The sequence below is a fragment of the Legionella sainthelensi genome, from assembly GCF_900637685.1.
GTDB classification, from domain to species: domain Bacteria; phylum Pseudomonadota; class Gammaproteobacteria; order Legionellales; family Legionellaceae; genus Legionella; species Legionella sainthelensi.
This window is the reverse complement of sequence record NZ_LR134388.1, coordinates 651664-671885: the sequence shown is the minus strand read 5'-3', so window position 1 is coordinate 671885 and position 20222 is coordinate 651664. Positions and strand designations below refer to the sequence as shown.

The window sequence follows — 20222 nt, the reverse complement described above, 5'->3', positions numbered from 1 at the left end:
AATGAGTTTGTTGTCATAAACACATCCAAAGGAGTTTGGAAATGAAAGAAGCAGAGGTATTAGAACAAGCTTTTGCGATGCCACTTACCAGCCCCGCTTACCCACGAGGCCCTTATCGCTTTATCAATAGAGAGTATTTAATCATTACCTATGAAACAGATATGGATTTATTGCGCAAAATAGTCCCGGAACCTTTAGAAATAGTAGATCCTCTAGTCAAATTTGAATTCATCCGCATGCCGGATTCCACTGGATTTGGTGATTATACTGAATCAGGCCAAGTAATCCCTGTACGTTATAAGGGTAGAATGGGAGGATATACTCACGCAATGTTTTTAGACGATCTTCCGCCTATAGCTGGAGGTCGAGAAATTTGGGGCTTCCCTAAGAAATTAGCCCAGCCAAAACTTGAGGTTGCTCATGAAACGCTATTAGGTACTCTCGAATATGGACCTTTTCGTATCGCAACCGCAACAATGGGCTACAAGTATGAAAGATTAGATGTAAAAAAAGTAGTAGAGTCTATGAATGCTCCTAATTACCTACTCAAAATCATCCCTCATGTGGATGGGAGTGTCCGTATTTGTGAGCTTGTCGAGTATCACCTGGAAGATGTAGTGATCAAGGGAGCCTGGCAAGGACCTGCTCAATTAGAGTTAGCACACCATGCATTAGCTCCTGTAGCGGAGCTTCCTGTGCACCGCGTAGTAAATGCGGTACATATATTATCCGATCTCACGTTACCTTATGGTAGAGTCGTGCACGATTATCTGAAATAAGATGTGCCTGAATGAAAGGAAAGTCAATGCAGCTGCTAACCTGATGCTTGCAACCGAATTGTCTATGCTTCTCTAAAAATCAGTCTAGCTCTTCGACATTCTGCGGCTTGTCCGCAGAATCCAGGACACTGCTTAAAATTACTAACCCCCGCAGACAAGCCGTAATCAGAGTTGCGATCAAAAGACAGTTACTTGTAACCATGAATAGATCTCCTGCCTTCACGGCAGGTAATGCTTTTTAGGATTAGAATTACAAACTAGTCTTAACGAGAAGCACTTAACATCCAATGTGCTTTTTCATGAGCTGCGATACGCTCACTTAATAATGCTACGGTACCTTCATCACCATTTTCTTGAGCTAGACGAACTGCTTTATTAAGATCCTTAACTAAAGCTTCATTATCTTCCGCTAACTCTTTCACCATCTGATTTGCATCAGCACTAGAATCACCGTCTTTAATTGTTTTTAGTGCATTAAACTCAGAAAAAGTAGCCGGAGCTTTATGGCCAATAATTAAAATTCGTTCTGCAATTTCATCTACAGCGTCTGCTAATTGTTTATATTGCATTTCAAACAATTCGTGTAAGCTTTTAAATTGCACACCCTTAACATGCCAGTGGTAATTTTGCGTTTTAAGATACAAAGCGTATGTATCTGCCAATACTATTTCCAATTTTTTAATTATTGTTCCCATCGTTACTCCTCGCTTTGTAATTTTTTAGTTATTGGATGATAAATGCTTTTAGAACCAATAGAAATATTATATTAGACGTTATTAAAAAAAACCCGCCATAAAGACGGGTTTTAAAAGAATAGGTTAAGAGAGGAGGCTTACATCATGCCGCCCATGCCTCCCATACCACCCATTCCGCCCATGCCGCCCATATCGCCAGCACCAGCTTCATCTTTCTTTGGTAAATCAGCAACCATGCACTCAGTAGTCAACATTAAGCTTGCTACAGAAGCAGCGTTTTGTAATGCCATACGAGTTACTTTAGTTGGATCTAAAATACCCATTTCAACCATATCACCGAATTCACCAGTAGCAGCATTGAAACCATAGTTATCTTTGTTTTCAGCTACTTTGTTAACAATGACTGATGCTTCGTAACCAGCGTTAGATACGATCTGACGCATTGGTGCTTCAATAGCACGACGAAGAATATTAATCCCCATGCTTTGATCGTCGTTATCACCTTTCAAAGAATCCAAAGCCTTTTGTGCGCGGATTAAAGCAACACCACCACCAGCTACAATACCTTCTTCTACAGCAGCACGGGTAGCGTGTAGTGCATCTTCAACGCGAGCTTTTTTCTCTTTCATTTCTACTTCAGTAGCAGCACCCACTTTAATCACGGCAACACCGCCAGATAATTTAGCAACACGCTCTTGTAATTTCTCACGATCGTAGTCAGAAGTAGTTTCTTCAATTTGAGCACGAATCTGGGCAATACGCGCATTGATTTCTGCAGCTTTACCTTCGCCATCAATAATGGTGGTATTTTCTTTAGTCACTACGATACGTTTCGCAGTACCTAAGTCTTCTAAAGTAGCAGCTTCTAAGCTTTTGCCAATCTCTTCAGAGATTACTTGGCCATGAGTCAGAATTGCAATGTCTTGTAGCATTGCTTTACGACGATCGCCAAATCCTGGAGCTTTAACAGCACATACTTTAACAATACCGCGCATGTTGTTAACTACTAAAGTAGCTAAAGCTTCGCCTTCAACATCTTCAGCAATAATCAATAATGGACGGCCTGATTTTGCCACACCTTCCAATACAGACAACATATCACGAATGCTAGAAATTTTCTTATCAACCAACAGAATGAATGGATGCTCAAGCTCACAAGTCATGCTTTGTTGATTGTTGATGAAGTATGGAGAAATATATCCACGATCAAACTGCATCCCTTCAACAACAGATAATTCATTTTCCAATCCATTACCGTCTTCAACAGTAATAACGCCTTCTTTACCTACTTTATCCATTGCACTAGCAATAATTGAACCAATTGCTTCATCAGAGTTAGCAGAAATAGTACCTACTTGTGCAATTGCTTTGTTGTCTTTGCAAGGCTTAGACATCGTTTGTAGTTTTTTGGTGATTGCAGCAACTGCTTTATCAATACCACGCTTCAGATCCATAGGGTTCATGCCAGCAGCGATTGCTTTATAGCCTTCAACCACAATAGAACGAGCCAATACAGTCGCAGTAGTAGTACCATCTCCAGCGGTATCAGAAGTTTTAGAAGCAACTTCTTTAACCATTTGAGCGCCCATATTCATGAAGCGTTGATCAAATTCAATTTCTTTAGCAACAGACACACCATCTTTAGTTACAGTAGGTGCACCATATGATTTTTCTAAAACGACATTACGACCACGAGGTCCCATTGTTACTTGAACAGCATCAGCCAATGCATTAACACCAGCAAGCATTTGTAGGCGAGCATCGTCACCAAAACGTAATTCTTTTGCCATTGTATATCTCTCCTAATGAAACAAATTATTTCTCAATAATACCCATGATGTCGTCTTCACGCATCACAACCAGTTCTTTACCGTCGATTTTTACTTCAGTACCTGAGTACTTACCAAATAAAACAATATCACCTACTTTAACTGCTAAAGCGCGAACATCGCCGTTATCTAATATCTTACCTGCGCCAACAGCAATGATTTCACCACGCATTGGTTTTTCAGTAGCGCTATCTGGAATAACAATACCACCAGCTGTGGTACGCTCTTCTTCCATACGACGAACAACAACTCGATCGTGTAAAGGACGAATTTTCATGCTTCTATCTCCTGATTAATTAAACTTTAAACTCATTTGCAATGTTGCTGAAACGCATATGGGGACAAAGAAAAAACTTTCAAGGGTTAAAACAAAAAAAATTTTAGTTTTACCTTTATTCACACTACACTATGTTCTGATATAGTTATTTACACGTTCGGACATAGCATAGAAATCGTAACAGCTAACTGTTCCAGACTCTAATTTTATTAAAAGGTTGCAGAATGAGAAAATGGTTTTTATTAGTGTTTTGTTACATTGCTACATTTGCTCTACATGCAAACCCACTTCCCGCTTCGGAAGTGTTTCATGTAAATGTAACAAAAGTCGATCCCAATACTTTTGCTATCAATTTTCAAATAAAGCCAGATTATTTTCTATACAGTAAACGCATTAAGCTAACATCTAATTCAGACAATAGTATTAATCTAGGCCCACTTCGTTTACCTCCTACGGTCAAAAAAACTGACAAACAAGGACATGTTTATGCTGTATATCGTAACCAAGTTTCTATTCCAGTGGGTATTCTAGCCGATAAGCCCGGAGAAACGTATGTTGAGCTGCACTACCAAGGATGCTCCGACGATGGCTTTTGCTATGCTCCAGAAACAAAAGCTATACGATTATTTATAGATAACAATTTAGCATTGACTCAAGCAAACTTGGAACAAGCTACTCAAGAATCCGTAGTTGTGGAAGAAACTCAAAATGATAGCATTTCAAAAGTCTTTTTGAGTCATAATTGGCTTATTATTCTTATTACTTTTTACGGTTTTGGTTTACTTTTATCATTTACCCCATGTATTTTACCTATGGTTCCAGTCTTATCTGGGATTATCGTGGGCCATGGAAAAGAGCTTTCAACCCGAAAGGCTTTTTTTCTCTCTTTAAGCTATGTCGTAAGCATGTCGGTAACCTATGCAATAATTGGAGCGGTAGTTGCCCTTCTCGGAGCCAATCTGCAAATCAGCATGCAATCACCTTGGGCTATAGGGATGTTCAGCCTAATTTTTATTCTCTTAGCCTTATCCATGTTTGGATTTTATGAATTTAAATTACCTCATTCTTGGCAGGCAAAAATACACGGTACAAGCAATCGCAGAGGGGGCCACTATCTAGGAGCCGCAATTATGGGATGCTTGTCTACGTTGATTCTTTCTCCTTGCGTTACCGCGCCATTAATCGGAGTCCTCACATATATTGCTCAAACTGGAAATGTTCTTTTAGGTTGTTTGACATTATTCATCTTAGGTTTGGGAATGGGTACTCCCTTACTTCTGATTGGCACCTCAGCAGGCAGATGGTTACCTGAAACTGGCAGCTGGATGAATACGATTAAAGCACTTTTTGGCATTCTATTCATTGCGGTTGCTATTGATTTAATCTCTCGCATAGTTCCTTCTTTAATCAGCATGGGATTATGGGCTTGCTTGCTTATATTTTCGGGTATCTACAGTGGCGCCTTAACCTACTCCATCACAAATCGTGAAAAATTCAGCCAAGGAGTGGGACTTATTTTGCTCGTATATGGTTTCTTAATTTTAGTTGGTGCCAGCATGGGCGCAACTAATCCTTTGCAGCCTTTAGCTACTGCATATACTACAAACCCCCTCCACGTTAAAACGCAACCAGAACAGAATTTAAGTGCCATAAAGCAGGCGATTTTAAAATCGCAAGGCAAACCAATTATGTTGGATTTTTATGCGGATTGGTGTCATTCATGCAAAGTGATGGAAGCTACCACATTTAAAGATTCTCAAGTACAAGATGCCTTAACTCGTTTTACAGTCATTAAAATCGATGTTACCTCACAGAATTCTGAAAATAAGGCGATACTTACTCACTTTGGTGTCGTAGCACCACCTACTTTTATCTTTTTTAACACACAAGGAACGGAACTGAACCAATTGAAATTAGTAGGTGAGATTTCTACTGATAAATTCTTAAAAACGTTAAACCAAATCCAGTAAACGGGTACAAGTCAGACCTCGTCTGACTTGTACCTGCCTCAAACCCAAAACAAAGCTAACTCACTCAACATGTTTGTATTAAATTCCGTTGCCACCCATCTATTAAGAAGTTATTATGCCCCAGCCATTTTATAACCCATTGTAAATTATACATTATTTTTAAAATTCATATCACATGCCAACAAATTTTATTGGCAATAAAATTTGTCTGTTTGTGTAGTATTTCAAAAAATAGTTTTTTAGGAGAATTTGCTAATGACAAAAAAAAACCATCATGAATTATATGAGGGACAAATGATAATCACCTTTGCTGATCTTGAGGGAGATTTAAGTTTTTTGGAACGAAGTTTAGCTCTTTATAAAAATAAATATAAGGAAAACTTTACTGGACTTGCTCTAGAGGAAAACGATTTTACACTCGTAACAAAAGAAGGCAAAATCTATATTCAACTACCCCAAAACGTCTTTTGTGTGAACATTGGTGACCTTACTGATAAATCGCGCAGTAATACAAGACGAAAAGATCCGCATAATATGTGTCTCGTCGACATTATCAACAATACCCATGAGATGTATAAAGAACGAATGATTTCCATTCTTGGTAATCGTGAAACAACCAAGTTTCGCATCCTAAATGAGCTGAAAATCGAATCGATTAATCAAGTACTTCTAAACGATGTTCAATTAACTCCTGAGGAACGTCAAAAAAAAGGAGTGGCTCGTAATTCATCTCTTGTTTGGGTAGATGGTAATGATAAAGCAAAATTGTTTTTAACTTATCTTATGGACGAGTTAAATTGGCCTAAGGATTCTAGCGCCCAAGATTTACTCGCTTTATTTAATACATTAACTGATACTAAAAAACAAATTTTATTTATAAAATGGCAGTTTGCAAACAGCACTGGAGCTCCTGAATTATGGGAAGAGCTTGCTTTAGAAAAAGGTTATGCTCATTGGCAAGAAAATAAACTGGTGGTCGATAATGAAGAAGCAACTTTGGAGTTTGTGAAAGATTACTTCACCAATCCTAACAGTCCCTATGTCAAATATCTTAGTCATTGCCAAATAGGCGCACAAATTGGTAATACATTATTTACTCATGGCGGAATTGATAACAATTCTTTTATCTTGCCTCGTACGTTAACGGAATTAGTTGATGCCCAGACACTAGCTCAAATTTTTAACGATGATATCCCTATAGCAAATGAAAAAGGTAGATTAGTTGCTCGAAATGTTAAAGAATTGCTAGACGCTGAAAATGCTTGGTATGCTGCTTTACACGCATTACACGCGAATGGGGCACAATTAGATGAGCAAGCAACTTCACTCTTAAATAAGGGGCTAGCTGAACTTATCAATATGGGACTTCCTGCTGCGCGCAATAATGGAGAAACCTTAATCCATGGGGCTTTTGGAAGCACATTAAATGAAGAAACACTGCGTAAACTGTCAGAAAACGGTGTGTACAATCTATATCATGGTCATGTTCCTGCAGGGCGCCCTCGAGTTTGTAAAACAGTTTACACTAAGGATGGACAAGAGATAGTCCTGCATCGCATTGGGGGAGATACTTGTAATTATCGTAAAAATGAAGCTGCAATTGCGATAAGTTTTCAAAAAAAGGACGATCTAACTTATATAAAAATCGATCAAATTGATGAAAAAGCAGAAGCCAATCACATCACAACCACGCTGCCTGTAAAAAATCAAGATGGCACACTTAGAGACAAAGGCCTGCAAACGCTCATTGGCACCCCTATTAGTTTCTCCGATACCGACAAAGGCTGGCATATTGTAAGATGTTTGAAAGGCAAAGAGCAATTTGAACTATTCAAGCAGAATGGTCCTCCAAGTTTTAAACCAGATTCCAAGGTGATTAGTCTCGCAGAATTGATAAACTTACAACTTAATGAGTTGACGAAAAAGGAAAAAGCCTTAAATGAGGCTACTGCGTTTGCCGATGAAAAGAGTAAGAATTTTAAAAAATTAGACAATGAAACTAAAGAGTTGATAGAACAAAAAAATAAGAGTATTAAAGAATTGCAAAATGGAATAAATGTACTGTTAGATTTATTTGCTAAAGGCGTTGGCGTTAATGCAAGATTACGGTTTGAAAATGAAAATTTAACCTATCTGCTAAATAATAAGACTGAACACAAATATTTTGAGCTTATTCAAAATAAATTGCTGCCGATGACCCAGAAATACTGCGATTATCTTAAATCCCAGGATTTAGAGAGTATGGATGAAATTAAAAGAATAAGAACAATGAGCAAAATCCATTTAATGGAGCATTTGATACAAGATTTAAATGATATTGGTTCCTCTTTGAGACCCTCCGATCGCGTTAATCAGTTTTTTAGCACCCTTAATAAGGGAGCAGAACTCTTAAAAACGCATCGTGATTCCTTGTCAAAATTCATTACCAATGTAATCTATGCGGCACGTCATCTTATCACTACATTGTTACCAAGTCTGTTGTATCTCACTCCCTTTACCCCAAGTGACACAACAGCAAGCAACTCCATGAGTTTCTGGAAATCCCGTGGTAGTAAACTTCACGATAATCTAGAGGAAGCTCGAAAAAGCATGTCTCTGAATTAATGTTATGGATAGGAAAGTGAAACATTCACTAAGACCCATTATCTATTAGCTTCTGAAGCTTATAGTCGTCCTCGCGCAAGCGAGGACTTATGCCGATAGAGGCATTATGCTCCTGTTGAAATGAATTTCCGCTTGCGCAAAAAAGATGAAACCATTAATTCATCCATCATCTCTCTTCATTTCGCCCCCCACCCCATACTTCAAGTATGAGAAAATTCAATAAGATATTGGAATAGTATTGAAGAAGAGGTATAATTAGTTCATTTTTTTTACAGTTAAAATATTAATATGAATCATAAAGTGGGTTTTGTTAGTCTTGGTTGTCCTAAAGCTCTAGTTGATTCTGAGCGCATTATTACTCAATTACGTGCTCAAGGATATGAACTGGTTTCCAGTTATCAAGATGCCGGTGTTGTCGTTATTAATACGTGCGGTTTTATTGATAGCGCTGTTAAAGAGTCGCTAGATACGATTAAAGAGGCAATGGCAGAAAATGGGCGCGTTATTGTTACCGGTTGTTTGGGAGCAAAAGCAGACATCATAAAAGAAGCGTGCCCTGATGTTCTTCATATCAGTGGCGCACATGCCTATGAAGAAGTAGTCAATGCGGTTCATCAACACCTTCCTCCACCAACCGATCCTTTTACCCAACTCATCCCTCCGCAAGGAATTAAATTAACCCCACGTCATTATGCTTATTTGAAAATATCTGAAGGATGTAATCAAAAATGCACTTTTTGCATCATTCCAACGATGCGCGGAAAATTACAAAGTTATCCGATGGCACAAGTATTAACCGAAGCCAAGAGATTAAAGGATGCTGGTGTTCATGAAATTTTAGTTATTTCTCAGGACACCAGCGCTTACGGAGTAGATACACGTTATCAACCTGTGACTTGGCAAGAAAAAACCATTAGTACACGATTTTTTGATTTATGTGAACAACTAGGTCAATTAGGCATTTGGATCCGTTTACATTATGTCTATCCTTATCCGCATGTTGATGAGATCATTCCCTTAATGCGCGACGGTCTTATTCTTCCTTATTTGGATATTCCCCTGCAGCATGCCAACTCGAAAATATTGAAAGCGATGAAACGCCCCGCAAGCAGCGAAAATACTCTTTTACGAATTGCCTCTTGGCGCGAGATTTGCCCTGAAATTACGCTGCGTTCCACGTTTATTGTGGGCTTTCCGGGAGAAACAGAAGAAGAGTTTGAAGAACTACTCGATTTCTTGGAAGAGGCACAATTAGATCGTGTAGGTTGTTTCAAATACTCTCCAGTTGAAGGAGCTAAAGCAAATGAATTAAGTGATCCGGTTCCGGAAGAAATAAAAGAAGAACGGTATCATCGCTTCATGCAATTACAGGCAGAAATTAGTCGAGATAAATTAGAAAGCAAAATCGGTAAAACCCAAACTGTATTAATTGATGAAATACATGACGATCAAGTTATTGCACGTAGCAAAGGTGATGCCCCAGAAATTGACGGACTCGTGATTCTCCCTCCAAAGCCAGGAATTAAAAGTGGATCTTTTGCGGAAGTAATAATTACAGATAGTGATGATTATGACTTATATGCAGAGTTCAAAAATTAATCAAAAAGTTCGCGAGAAATAGACATAATCTCATTTTGCATGCCATCACTAATTACAGTATTTGGACGTAATAAATTCAAATGTAATAGCTGATGGTGTTTTTTATAGGCTTTTTTCAAAAGAGTGTATTGTTCTTTATTGAACGCATCAGCTAAAAATAAATGGTGTAATTGACTTAATGTGTGTGTATATCGGGCCAAAGAAGGATTTCTTAAATAAAGTATCAAATACTGCACTAAAAACTCTAAATCCAACAATCCTCGGGCAATAGTATCCTTAGTTTGATAATGTTCTATCTTGGATCTCATAGACAATACATCGTGTTGCAAGGTGATTTTATTTCGTTCTATCTGGACTATTGATTTTTTTAATTGCATAAAATGATGTCTAATTTTTGCATTCCCACTTAAGATGCGTGCTTTTAATAAAGCCTGATGTTCCCATGTCCAGGCCTGTTTTTTTTGGTATTCAACAAATGCATCCACATGACTGACTAATAGTCCGGCAGAACCAGAGGGTCTAAGTCGTGTATCAACATTGTAAAGAACTCCAGATTGGGAACGGGTAGTCAGCATATGTAAAATCTTTTGAGTTAAACGTGTTACCAGGGCCTCTTCTGATGGTTTTGCAGTATATAAAAAAACTAAATCCAGATCAGATGCATAGTTCATTTCACGACTGCCTAATTTCCCATAAGCAATAATTGCAAAATGTGATTGGGTTTGTTTTATTTCAGGATAGCGTACAGACAATTGTTCGCTAGCAAGCTGCAAAACTTGATTCACAATCACTTGTGCCACATCCGACAAAAATTGCCCTATCCGCACAGCACTACAAAAACCATAACATTCTGCACGAGCAGCCATCAGCCAATTTGCTAATTTAAACTGTCGCAGAATTTCCTCATGCAACTCAATGTCATCATGATGAGCTAACTTTTCAACCAATTGGTGTTGTAATTGTTGCACAGACAATGGTCGCCATTCCTGCCCTTGATCCAACAACACTTCCAGTAAAAATGGTTGATTCACTAATAATGAAGTAATAAAAGGACTGTGAGCAAACCAAAATAATAACTCTGTAAGCACTTGCGGATTTTCAGTAATTAAAGCCAAATAAGCACTACGACCTACAATATTTTCAAGTAAATGCATCACTTGCAATAACACTTCATCTGTTTTCCGCACATGAGTCAGTTCAACAAGCAACATAATCATTAACCGATCCAGGCGCATACGCGCACTTTGGGTTAAACGTCGACATCGAGGACTATGGCGAAAGGAATGAATCATTTGATAACAATAAGAAGCATTTGTAAAACCCAAACTGGTTAATAAATTAATTGCCATAGTGGTTTCAACATGCCCTTGCCAAAGACTTGATAACTGATTATCTAATAACCTTTTATCATTTTCATAATCTTTGACTTTGCCAAGTACTGAATGAAATGCATAGCTAATAATACGCTGATACTTGTTTAATTTGATTACTAAATTATCCCAAGAAGAAAACCCCATAGCTACAGTAACTTGTTCCTGTTTTATTGTATCTTCAGGTAAAGAATGAGTTTGTTGATCATTTAAACTTTGTAATATATTTTCCAAACGCCGTAAGAAAAGATAGGCTTGCCTTAAAGCATCGGTATGTGGTAATAGTTTTTCCCGTTTTAAAACACTCAGTGCCGATAAGGCATTCTGGTTTTGTAATTGGGGTAATCGGCCTCCGCGAATTAGTTGAAAACTCTGAATAACAAACTCAACCTCTCGGATTCCCCCTTTACCTCGTTTTATATCATCTAATCGCGGGTTTAATTCTACTTCTCTCTCGATCATTGCCTTCATACTACGCAAAGACTCAATCACACTAAAATCAACATAACGCCTGTAAACAAAGGGGACGATCAATCGCGCAAACCAAGGATGCAACTCATCTAATGACTCAGTAATTACGCGCGCCTTAACCATAGCATAACGTTCCCAATCACGCCCCTGTTCTTGATAGTAGGTTTCGAGTGCTGCTAAGCTTGAAACCAAAGGACCACTATCTCCATTTGGACGTAACCTCAAATCGACACGAAAAACAAATCCATCCGCCGTTATATTTTGCAAAATTTGAACGAATTGCTGGACTAATTTACTAAAAAAATGTTGATTATCAATACGCTCTTCCCCATCAGTTTCACCTACAAGCGTATAAGCAAAAATCAGATCCACATCCGAAGAATAATTGAGTTCCCTGCCTCCCAGCTTACCCATAGCAAGAGTATATAAATGAACTTCGTTTCCTTCCCTATCACGAGGTATCCCATGACGCACAGAGAGCAATTGTTTGCAATAATTTAAAACGTGCAATATCAAAGCATCGGCACAATCTGACCAAGATTTGATTGCTTCTTCGACATGAATAATTTCTGCCATCTCAAGAAGAAGCAGTCGCAAAAGCTGGGTATTTCTAAATTGGCGCACTTCACGTAAATAAGTTGCTATCGGTAAACATGATGATGTACTTTGTAGGGCATGAAAATAGCCCTCACGAGACAAAGGAGAATAATCATTATCCGTCATTAGCAATTTTTTTAACAATTGAATATGTCTACAAGCATAGTCGCTAACAAGCATAAGCTTCTTGACACTGTCACCCAAAGGATGATCTAGATCTGATAGATACTTTTCGATAAACCAGGATTTTGATTGCAGCAACGCAGAATTTTCCATTTGCATAAACTTTTGTATTGAACTGCTTTTATTTAGAACTGAATGCCGTTTTAATACGCCGCATTCATGCCTTTGCAAAACAAACGTAACGTTTGCTTTGCGACATAAAACTCTTTTCCATGTCTTATGTCAAATTCATAGAGCACGCCCCACTCGTTGCAAGCTGTTTCGGTTCAGTCATGTACCACGTACACTTTTTACCCCATTTTTGTTTGTGTCTTGTCTCAAACTTAATGAATGACCCTATAATATTTTAGGAAAATCTAATGTAATGTTTGTCCCTGGGTAAAACAACGTGTAATCACTTGTCGGATTACAAAATCGCCCTGATCCACTCCATACACGGAATTAAAATGTTTTGCTAAAGTAATAACCCATCCGGATAAGCGAAAACTCATTTTTTTTTCGGCTTGATCCACAACAATTTCAAAAAGACCTAAAGTATCACTTTCACGCTCACTGGCATATTCTTCCATAATCATGCGGGCGGTTTGTAAATCTTTATCTCGAGTAGGCCAATTTTGACTCATATTATTCTCCCTAAAAGCATGATTAGGTCTCTATAACTCAACGCAATATAAAATCAGGAATAGGTCTGAAATTATCTCATATTTTGTTCAAATTCTCAATGTTGAGTTCAAATATTGGAGAAGTTTATGATCGTTACAACTTACAATATTCCATAATCAAAGTCACCTGAAAACAATTTATTGCTTTACGCACGATAGCAATAGAATGTTTTATCAAGACAGCATATTATATGCTGATACACCGAATATAAAATACATACACCATGACTTATCACATATTACCCTCAATACTATCAGCCGATCTGACTTGCCTTGGCGCTGAAGTCGACTCTGTCATGAATGCAGGGGCCGATTTTATTCATTTTGATGTCATGGACAATCACTATGTCCCTAATTTGACATTCGGCCCCGCATTTTGCGACGCGTTAATCCAACGTTTTCCCCAACTTCCTATAGATGTACATCTTATGATAGATCCTGTAGATGGACTGATTGAATCTTTTGCAAAAGCTGGAGCAAAGCGGATTAGCATCCATCCGGATGCAACGATCCACTTAGATAGAAGCCTCAATCTGATTAAAGACTTAGGATGCGAAGCGGGCTTAGTGTTAAACCCGGCAACACCTATTGAGGTATTAACCTGGTGTGCTCATAAACTTGATTTTGTACTCATAATGACAGTGAATCCAGGTTTCGGGGGGCAAAAACTTATTCCTGAAATCATTAACAAAATTCCGCAAATCCGTGAACGCTATCCTCAACTCGATCTTTGTGTGGATGGAGGAGTGACCATAGAGAATATCGCCACCTTAGCTCGCGCTGGAGCCAATCAATTTGTTGCAGGCGCTGCAGTATTTAAAAGTGCCAATTACAAAGATACCATTAGTGCTATGCGCACACAGTTAGCCAATGTATAAAAAACTTTAATATTGAGAGTCATGAAAAATATCATTTTACTACTATGCGGGCTTATGGGATCACAGCTATGCCATGCTCTTTCAGGTCAAGCATACATGGATAGATTTAATACTTATCTCTCTTACAGTCAAAATATTCCTGCTACACCTGATACCACGTTCCTCGAATTTATTAGCGGAGATGGAGCTCTTTCAACCAAATTACGAGAGAAATGGCTTTATGAATTGGCTAAAAACAAAGACTGGACTGGTTTTAATCAATATTACCGACCCTCTCAAGATATTAATCTTGTATGTTATGACCAGATTGCAAAATATAATTTAGGAATGCAGGATGAAGCCTTAAAGGAATCTATTCCTTTGTGGTTATCAGGAAGCTCAAGGCCCCCATCATGCGATAGCTTATTTAATTTATTGTTCAAAGCCAATAAATTAGACCAAAACTTAATTATAAAACGTTTTGACCTTGCATTAGACCAACGTAACATTGAATTAGCTCGTTATTTGTTAAAACAATACAACATATCGAGTGGAACAGAAATTCAGGCTTTAAATGCCGTGATCCAAAATCCAGCTAACGTGAGTAAACTTAATCCCGGTGGATTAAACAGTAGCATTTATCTTTATGGCCTTAAGCATATGGTTTCCATAAATATGGATAAAGCACTTAAATTATGGCAACAAAGTAAAACCCAAAAGATGCTTAACCAAGAGCAACAACAAGCCTTTTTAGCCCATGTGGCACTATATAAAGCAATGAGAAACCATGAAGATACATTACAATGGTTCGCAAAAGTAAGGCCGCAATATTACAACGACACGTTACTGGATTGGCAAATACGTTTCGCGTTAAAACATAAAAATTGGGCTCAAGTCACAGTTTTGATTAATGATTCAAAAAATAAAGACGAACCTGGCTGGCAATATTGGCTAGCTCGCTCCCTGGAAGAGCAAGGTAAGATAGCAGAGGCACGTGTAATATATGAACCTTTGGCAAAAAGTAGGCAATATTATGGATTTTTAGCGAGTTTGCGTCTAGACAAAACCCCAAGCTTTAGCAATGAGGCTCCCACAACAAATTTAGCAGTTTTAAAACCTTATCAACCTTTTATCGCTCAAATCCAAACACTCTACGCCACCAAACAAAATCTGCAAGCATCTCGACTGCTCAATGATTTTATTAGTGAATTACCTAAAGATGAGGCTAGTGCTTTAGTTTATTGGATTGATAATAAACTGCAGTGGCATGGCAAATCCGTTTATCTAAGTAATAATGAAACGCTTAATAACCAGCTGTCTTTAAGATTTCCGCTCGCATACAAAGACAGCATCTCACTTTATTCTAAAAAATATAACGTCGAACCCGAATTTATTTACGCCATTATTCGCCAAGAAAGTGGCTTCAGAGATGATGCGACTTCTTCTGCAGGCGCTCGTGGTTTAATGCAAGTCATGCCTTATACTGCACGAGTAGTCTCAAAAGCAGATAAGATTCCTTATAATGATCAAAACCAGTTATACCTACCCCAAAAAAATATTAATATTGGGGTTGCATATTTAAAACAATTAGCAAAACGATTTGGTAATCATCCTATACTTATTGCAGCAGCTTATAATGCCGGACCTAAACAAGTAGTTTATTGGTTAAAAACCCATCCACCAAAAGAAATTGATGTATGGATAGAAACCTTACCCTGGCAAGAGACACGTAATTATTTAAAAAACATCATGGCTTTTTATATTGTTTATCAATATCGTTTGGGCCAAAAATCTAATTTAAATCATTTTCTAGAACCTTTATAGAGTTTTATAATAAATGTATGGATGGTTACCACCTAAATTCGCTACTCTATTCCATGCCTATTGGCATTAATTGATCTATAATTATACAATCGAACTCAAAGACATGCTGCTTTTTTTGTGTGCCTTAAGGTGATTTCTATGATAAAGATAATTTTCTCTGGTGGTCTATTAGGGATAATGCTTTCCTTTTTAGTGGGTTGTGCTCCTACTGCAACTGTAATTGGTACCTCATACGTCCCAATTAACTACACTTATGCCCCAGGCTATAATCCACCTCAAGTTGTGTATCCTGACGTCTCTACTGATACAGATACATACGAGTCAGTTATTATTATTCATAAATAACCTCATTGTTTCTCTGTATTTTGGATAAAGCGCAATAACACATGATTCGTTCGCATAGAAGACTCCTTTAATGCATCACTGGGGCTTATAAATCCCGCAAACATAGCCTCCAGAACTTCATCGTTAATACTACGGATTTGGTTTTGTGGGCCAAAGCGTTGTAGTGATGTGTTAGGTATTTCGCCTTCTAAGTCTGCCTGAGCCATAAGCAGTGTAGGATGATGACTGCTTTGTAGAATGCTTGCATAAATGCCTTGCACACCAACAGGAAGGTACCCTGTGTGTTCATGCCATCGTTTTTGGATTTCTGGCTTTACTATAAAAGCAAAAAATTGTGCAATTCCTTGATATTGCTCCTTTGTTTGTCCTGATACCGCCCACAGTGCAGCCCCTCCCGCAACATTTGCGTATCTTATTTTGCTGACTTCTGTATCCAAAGGCATACTTGCAATACCCATATGAAAAGGAACTAATGCAGATAAACTGTTGTAAGCGCCTGAAGATTGGCTAAATAAAGGACAAATTCCGCTGGTAAATAAAATAGTGGCATCATCTACTCTTCCTGCATAACGAAAATAGTGAAGAGAATGCCAACGTTTTAAGCGTTCAAAATGACTTAATAAGTTTGGGGTAGCAAAAACAGCCTGATCATTTTGTGTTAATGGCAATCCATGAATCGCTAAGAATGATTCAAACAGCACCCAGCCAGGATAAGCTGTTGTGTAGGTACAATCATAGCCCGCATTTTTTAATTTTTTAGCCAATACCTCCATTTCAGACCAAGTGCGCGGGAAATTCGTCTGGCTATAGCCAACCTCGGCAAGAATATCCAAATTATAATACAAAGTGGCGACCGAAAGATTAAAAGGCAAAGCCATCAATTGCCCATTTTTGCTGTAAAAATCACGAATAGATTGTATAAAATATTCCTTTGGGAGACGAACTCCTTGTTCTTGCATGAGCTCATCTACGGGTTTAATGACCCCCTTAGGTGAGCTCATAATTTCAGTGCCAACTTCAAATATTTGTACTATTGCCGGAGGATGATGCGCTCTGAATGCTGCAGCAAAACTGGTTAAAGTTTCGACATAATTTCCTTTGTACACCGGTTTAATCAAATATTTACTTTGGCTTTGATTAAATTCATGGGCGAGCGCTTGGACCTCATCTCCTAAATGCCCTGCCATAGCATGCCAAAATACCAGCTCGATTCGTTCTGCCTGAACTGGAAAAGCGCATAATAAAGCAAATAAGCAACTACAAGTAATGAAGCGTCTAAAGTAGGAATGCGTTATTTTTTTCATACTAATAAGTCAGGATAATCACTAAAAACCGCATCCACACCCCAATCAAATAATTTATTTGCTAAACGTTTGCGATTCACCGTATAAGCACAAAGCACATAACCTTCCGCTTTTATCTCTTTAACCCGTTCTTTTGTTAAAACTCTGCGATTAAAATGGATGGAAAAACATTCTAATTGTTTTGCTTTTTGCAACCATTGCTCATCCCATACATGCAGCAGTAAACCTAAAGGCATCTCTGGAGCGATGCTTCGACATAATGCCAACGACTCCCAAGAGAAACTCGATACTAAAGGTAAATTTTTTCATACGGCCAATACCGATTGATATGACTCATAACTGCTACTGCTGTTTGTTCTTCTGTACCAGGATAAGGCTTTATCTCTATATTTGCCTGCACATTTGCAACAGACAGCCAGTCCAGAACATCTTTAAAATGAGGAATAGGTTCTCCTTTAAATCGCCGTGAAAACCAGGAACCAGCATCCAAAGATTGTAAGTAACTTGAATCAACTAACCCAACATCCCCTCGTCCATTTGTTGTTCTTTTTAAACAGTCATCATGAATGACAAAAGGTTCACCATCAGAACAGCACATCACATCAAACTCAATGAAACGACATCCTAAAGCTAAAGCTTTATCAAATGCAGCTATGGTATTTTCAGGAGCATAGGCAGAAGCGCCTCTATGCCCAATAATTTTTTCTACAGCCAACAAATTAATCCCCTTCAAGTAAAAGCATAAGACACGCCGCATGCTCCCTCATTTAAGAAGCAGCCATCTTGCGTAGCAATGTGGCACAGAAAAAATTGTAGCTTTGATAAGACTCAACCTACTCTCCTATCTTTAACGCCCCACAATGCCTCTTGCGAACAAAATTAACTCCCTTAACCGTCGCGATGCGTCGTCTAAATTACAACTGTTTCATCAACTTATTGTTTACGATTCGCAGCAACTTCAACTACAGCTGTTAAAACAAGCTCATTACTTACTGTCAAAGCAGGTGCAGTGGGTGCAGCTACAGCTAACATCGTATTCATCTCTTTGGCTTGATAAGGCCTTGGTTGAGGAGGAGGATTATTCCCATCAACAAAAACCAAATTACTCACACTGTAGTTTTGTGTCGGATAGGCCTTATTAATACGATCAAGCTCGTCATTTACTTGTTGATACAAACGCTGCCGAATTTGCGTTAGAACCAACTGTGTCTCCTCAAAACTTGGTTTGAAATCTACAGTGGAGACTTCATACTGAGCACCCGGCAAACTTACAGTCTTGGCGTTTTGATAAATATCAGTTAAGACCTCCTGACTCACTCGCGCTTGAGCTTGTACATAAAGTTTCTCAAGCCCAGAACTATCCTGCGAACGATCAAATTGGACCAGATGCCAATCTCCTTTGGCAATTTTGTTTAATCGCTCCATAATATCAGCACGAGCTTTGACAAGATCTGCGTTGCTTAAAGTTACATTAATACTTATGCCAAGCAAAGCAGTTTGCGTTGTAACCCATTCTTTTGCCGAAAGTTGAAAATCAATTTTATCAAGCACTAATTGAGGTTGTGGCGGTGGTAAAGCATTTTCCGCAAAGGCAAACGGCGTAACGACCATCAAAGCCAGCATTTGAACTACCTGACGCATAACACTCTCCAAGTTGATAAATAATCGAATAAGTGTATATCAGCAAACCCAAAGATACCAAATTATTAAACGGTACCATTGATTTAATCAAAAAATAGGAATATAACTTCTGCAAATATTTCAATCGGAGCGAAACATGATGTCTGTGGACAATATCTCTAATAGTAACCAAACAATAGCCGATGATGATTTTCTTGATTATGCCCTTTCTCATGGATTTGGTGATTTGCACTTTAAGGTTGATCCTGAAACAGGAATGAAAGCAATAATAGCCATTCACAACACCAAATTAGGCCCTGCTTTGGGAGGGTGTCGTTTTATTGAGTACCCAAGTACTGAGGCCGCACTCAAAGACGCAATGCGTCTTGCTCGTGGAATGAGCTTTAAAGCCGCGTCTGTAAACCTGCCTTTAGGAGGCGGTAAGTCGGTTATTATAAAGCCTAAAGAGTCCTTCGATCGCGCTCAATACATGCATCAATTTGGTAAATTTGTTCATGAATTAAACGGTCGTTACATCACTGCTCTCGATAGCGGCACGGAATTAAAGGATATGGACATCATTGCAGAACATACTCCTTATGTTGCCAGTTTATCCAAGTATGATGGTGATCCTTCTCCGTCTACTGCCCGCGGAATTTTACGTGGTATTCAAGCAGCAGTCGCTTTTAAATTAGGAAAAGACAGTCTGAACGGGATTCATGTAGCGGTCCAAGGCCTGGGCCATGTTGGATTTTTGCTTTGCAAACATTTGCATGAATTAGGAGCCAAACTGACGGTTGCTGATGTTTCTCCAGCAGCGGTTGAACGTGCTGTGACTCAATTTGGAGCAAAGCCAGTAAGTACCGATCAGATTCACAAAGTCCCCTGTGATGTTTTTGCTCCTTGTGCATTGGGAGCTGGTATTAATGATCTGACGCTTCCACAACTGCAAACTACAATTATTGCTGGTGCAGCAAATAATCAATTAGCCCATACTTATCATGGCAAAAAATTACATGATAAAAGTATTTTATTTGCGGTAGACTACGTGATTAATGCAGGAGGACTAATTTTTGCAGCATCTAAATATCTGCATACTCCTGAAGAACAAATTAACGAGCAAATCGATGCGATATACACTCATTTGATGGAAATCTTTACGCGATCTGCCAAAGAAAATTTACCCACTAGCGAAATAGCAGATCATTTAGCCCAAGAGAAACTCTCTTAAAATAG

15 protein-coding genes and 1 pseudogene are annotated in these 20222 nt (G+C 38.5%); 8 read left to right on the top strand and 8 right to left on the bottom strand.

Annotated elements, in window-relative coordinates; all coding sequences use genetic code 11:
- The first annotated feature begins 41 nt into the window (after positions 1 to 41).
- On the top strand, positions 42 to 779 hold the full coding sequence (locus tag EL220_RS03000; RefSeq protein ID WP_027270808.1) for an acetoacetate decarboxylase: 738 nt from the start codon (positions 42 to 44) through the stop codon (positions 777 to 779).
- A 263-nt stretch (positions 780 to 1042) separates the two neighbouring features.
- Here EL220_RS03000 and EL220_RS02995 read toward each other — a convergent pair whose 3' ends face one another.
- The 3 genes from EL220_RS02995 to groES form a co-directional block, all read right to left on the bottom strand.
- Positions 1043 to 1474 (bottom strand): Dps family protein, encoded by a 432-nt coding sequence (locus EL220_RS02995; RefSeq protein WP_027270807.1) that lies wholly within the window; start codon positions 1472 to 1474, stop codon positions 1043 to 1045.
- A 137-nt stretch (positions 1475 to 1611) separates the two neighbouring features.
- Positions 1612 to 3264 (bottom strand): chaperonin GroEL, encoded by a 1653-nt coding sequence (gene groL, locus EL220_RS02990; protein WP_027270806.1) that lies wholly within the window; start codon positions 3262 to 3264, stop codon positions 1612 to 1614.
- A gap of 25 nt (positions 3265 to 3289) precedes the next feature.
- Complete coding sequence (gene groES, locus EL220_RS02985; protein WP_027270805.1) at positions 3290 to 3580, bottom strand: co-chaperone GroES; 291 nt, start codon at positions 3578 to 3580, stop codon at positions 3290 to 3292.
- A gap of 224 nt (positions 3581 to 3804) precedes the next feature.
- On the opposite strand from groES, the gene dsbD reads away from it, so the two are divergent.
- The 3 genes from dsbD (at position 3805) to rimO (ending at position 9753) form a co-directional block, all read left to right on the top strand.
- A complete protein-coding gene (dsbD, locus tag EL220_RS02980) occupies positions 3805 to 5550 on the top strand; it encodes a protein-disulfide reductase DsbD (protein WP_027270804.1) in 1746 nt (581 codons plus the stop codon).
- A gap of 255 nt (positions 5551 to 5805) precedes the next feature.
- On the top strand, positions 5806 to 8154 hold the full coding sequence (locus tag EL220_RS02975; protein WP_027270803.1) for a hypothetical protein: 2349 nt from the start codon (positions 5806 to 5808) through the stop codon (positions 8152 to 8154).
- Positions 8155 to 8442: 288 nt separating this feature from the next.
- Positions 8443 to 9753 (top strand): 30S ribosomal protein S12 methylthiotransferase RimO, encoded by a 1311-nt coding sequence (gene rimO, locus EL220_RS02970; protein ID WP_027270802.1) that lies wholly within the window; start codon positions 8443 to 8445, stop codon positions 9751 to 9753.
- On the opposite strand, the gene glnE is transcribed toward rimO, so the two are convergent.
- Positions 9750 to 12473 carry a bifunctional [glutamate--ammonia ligase]-adenylyl-L-tyrosine phosphorylase/[glutamate--ammonia-ligase] adenylyltransferase gene (gene glnE, locus EL220_RS02965; RefSeq protein ID WP_027270801.1) on the bottom strand — a complete coding sequence of 908 codons (2724 nt, stop codon included), beginning with the start codon at positions 12471 to 12473 and terminating at the stop codon, positions 9750 to 9752. The two genes, rimO and glnE, sit on opposite strands and share 4 nt — an antisense overlap.
- Positions 12474 to 12730: 257 nt before the next feature.
- Complete coding sequence (locus tag EL220_RS02960) at positions 12731 to 12997, bottom strand: hypothetical protein (RefSeq protein ID WP_027270800.1); 267 nt, start codon at positions 12995 to 12997, stop codon at positions 12731 to 12733.
- A gap of 263 nt (positions 12998 to 13260) precedes the next feature.
- Here EL220_RS02960 and rpe point away from each other — a divergent pair, with 263 nt between their 5' ends.
- From rpe to EL220_RS02945, 3 genes are all read left to right on the top strand, one after another.
- Positions 13261 to 13914: a ribulose-phosphate 3-epimerase gene (gene rpe / locus EL220_RS02955; RefSeq protein ID WP_027270799.1), complete on the top strand. Its 654-nt coding sequence runs from the start codon at positions 13261 to 13263 to the stop codon at positions 13912 to 13914.
- Between the two features lie 21 nt (positions 13915 to 13935).
- Positions 13936 to 15717 (top strand): transglycosylase SLT domain-containing protein, encoded by a 1782-nt coding sequence (locus EL220_RS02950; protein ID WP_027270798.1) that lies wholly within the window; start codon positions 13936 to 13938, stop codon positions 15715 to 15717.
- Between the two features lie 138 nt (positions 15718 to 15855).
- The gene (locus EL220_RS02945) at positions 15856 to 16062 is read left to right on the top strand and encodes a hypothetical protein (RefSeq protein ID WP_035905964.1); all 207 of its coding nucleotides are present in this window, start codon (positions 15856 to 15858) and stop codon (positions 16060 to 16062) included.
- Positions 16063 to 16064: 2 nt separating this feature from the next.
- Here EL220_RS02945 and EL220_RS02940 read toward each other — a convergent pair whose 3' ends face one another.
- From EL220_RS02940 to EL220_RS02930, 3 genes and pseudogenes are all read right to left on the bottom strand, one after another.
- Entirely contained in the window at positions 16065 to 17366 is a 1302-nt protein-coding gene (locus EL220_RS02940) for an extracellular solute-binding protein (protein WP_035905962.1), read from the bottom strand.
- Positions 17363 to 18081 (bottom strand): annotated as a pseudogene (ugpQ, locus tag EL220_RS02935) (glycerophosphodiester phosphodiesterase). The gene EL220_RS02940 and the pseudogene ugpQ overlap by 4 nt, the downstream one beginning before the upstream one ends.
- 218 nt (positions 18082 to 18299) lie before the next feature.
- A complete protein-coding gene (locus tag EL220_RS02930) occupies positions 18300 to 19007 on the bottom strand; it encodes a hypothetical protein (protein WP_027270795.1) in 708 nt (235 codons plus the stop codon).
- Positions 19008 to 19143: 136 nt separating this feature from the next.
- Between EL220_RS02930 and EL220_RS02925 the strand changes: the two genes are divergently transcribed.
- Positions 19144 to 20217: a Leu/Phe/Val dehydrogenase gene (locus EL220_RS02925; protein ID WP_027270794.1), complete on the top strand. Its 1074-nt coding sequence runs from the start codon at positions 19144 to 19146 to the stop codon at positions 20215 to 20217.
- Positions 20218 to 20222: the final 5 nt, after the last annotated feature.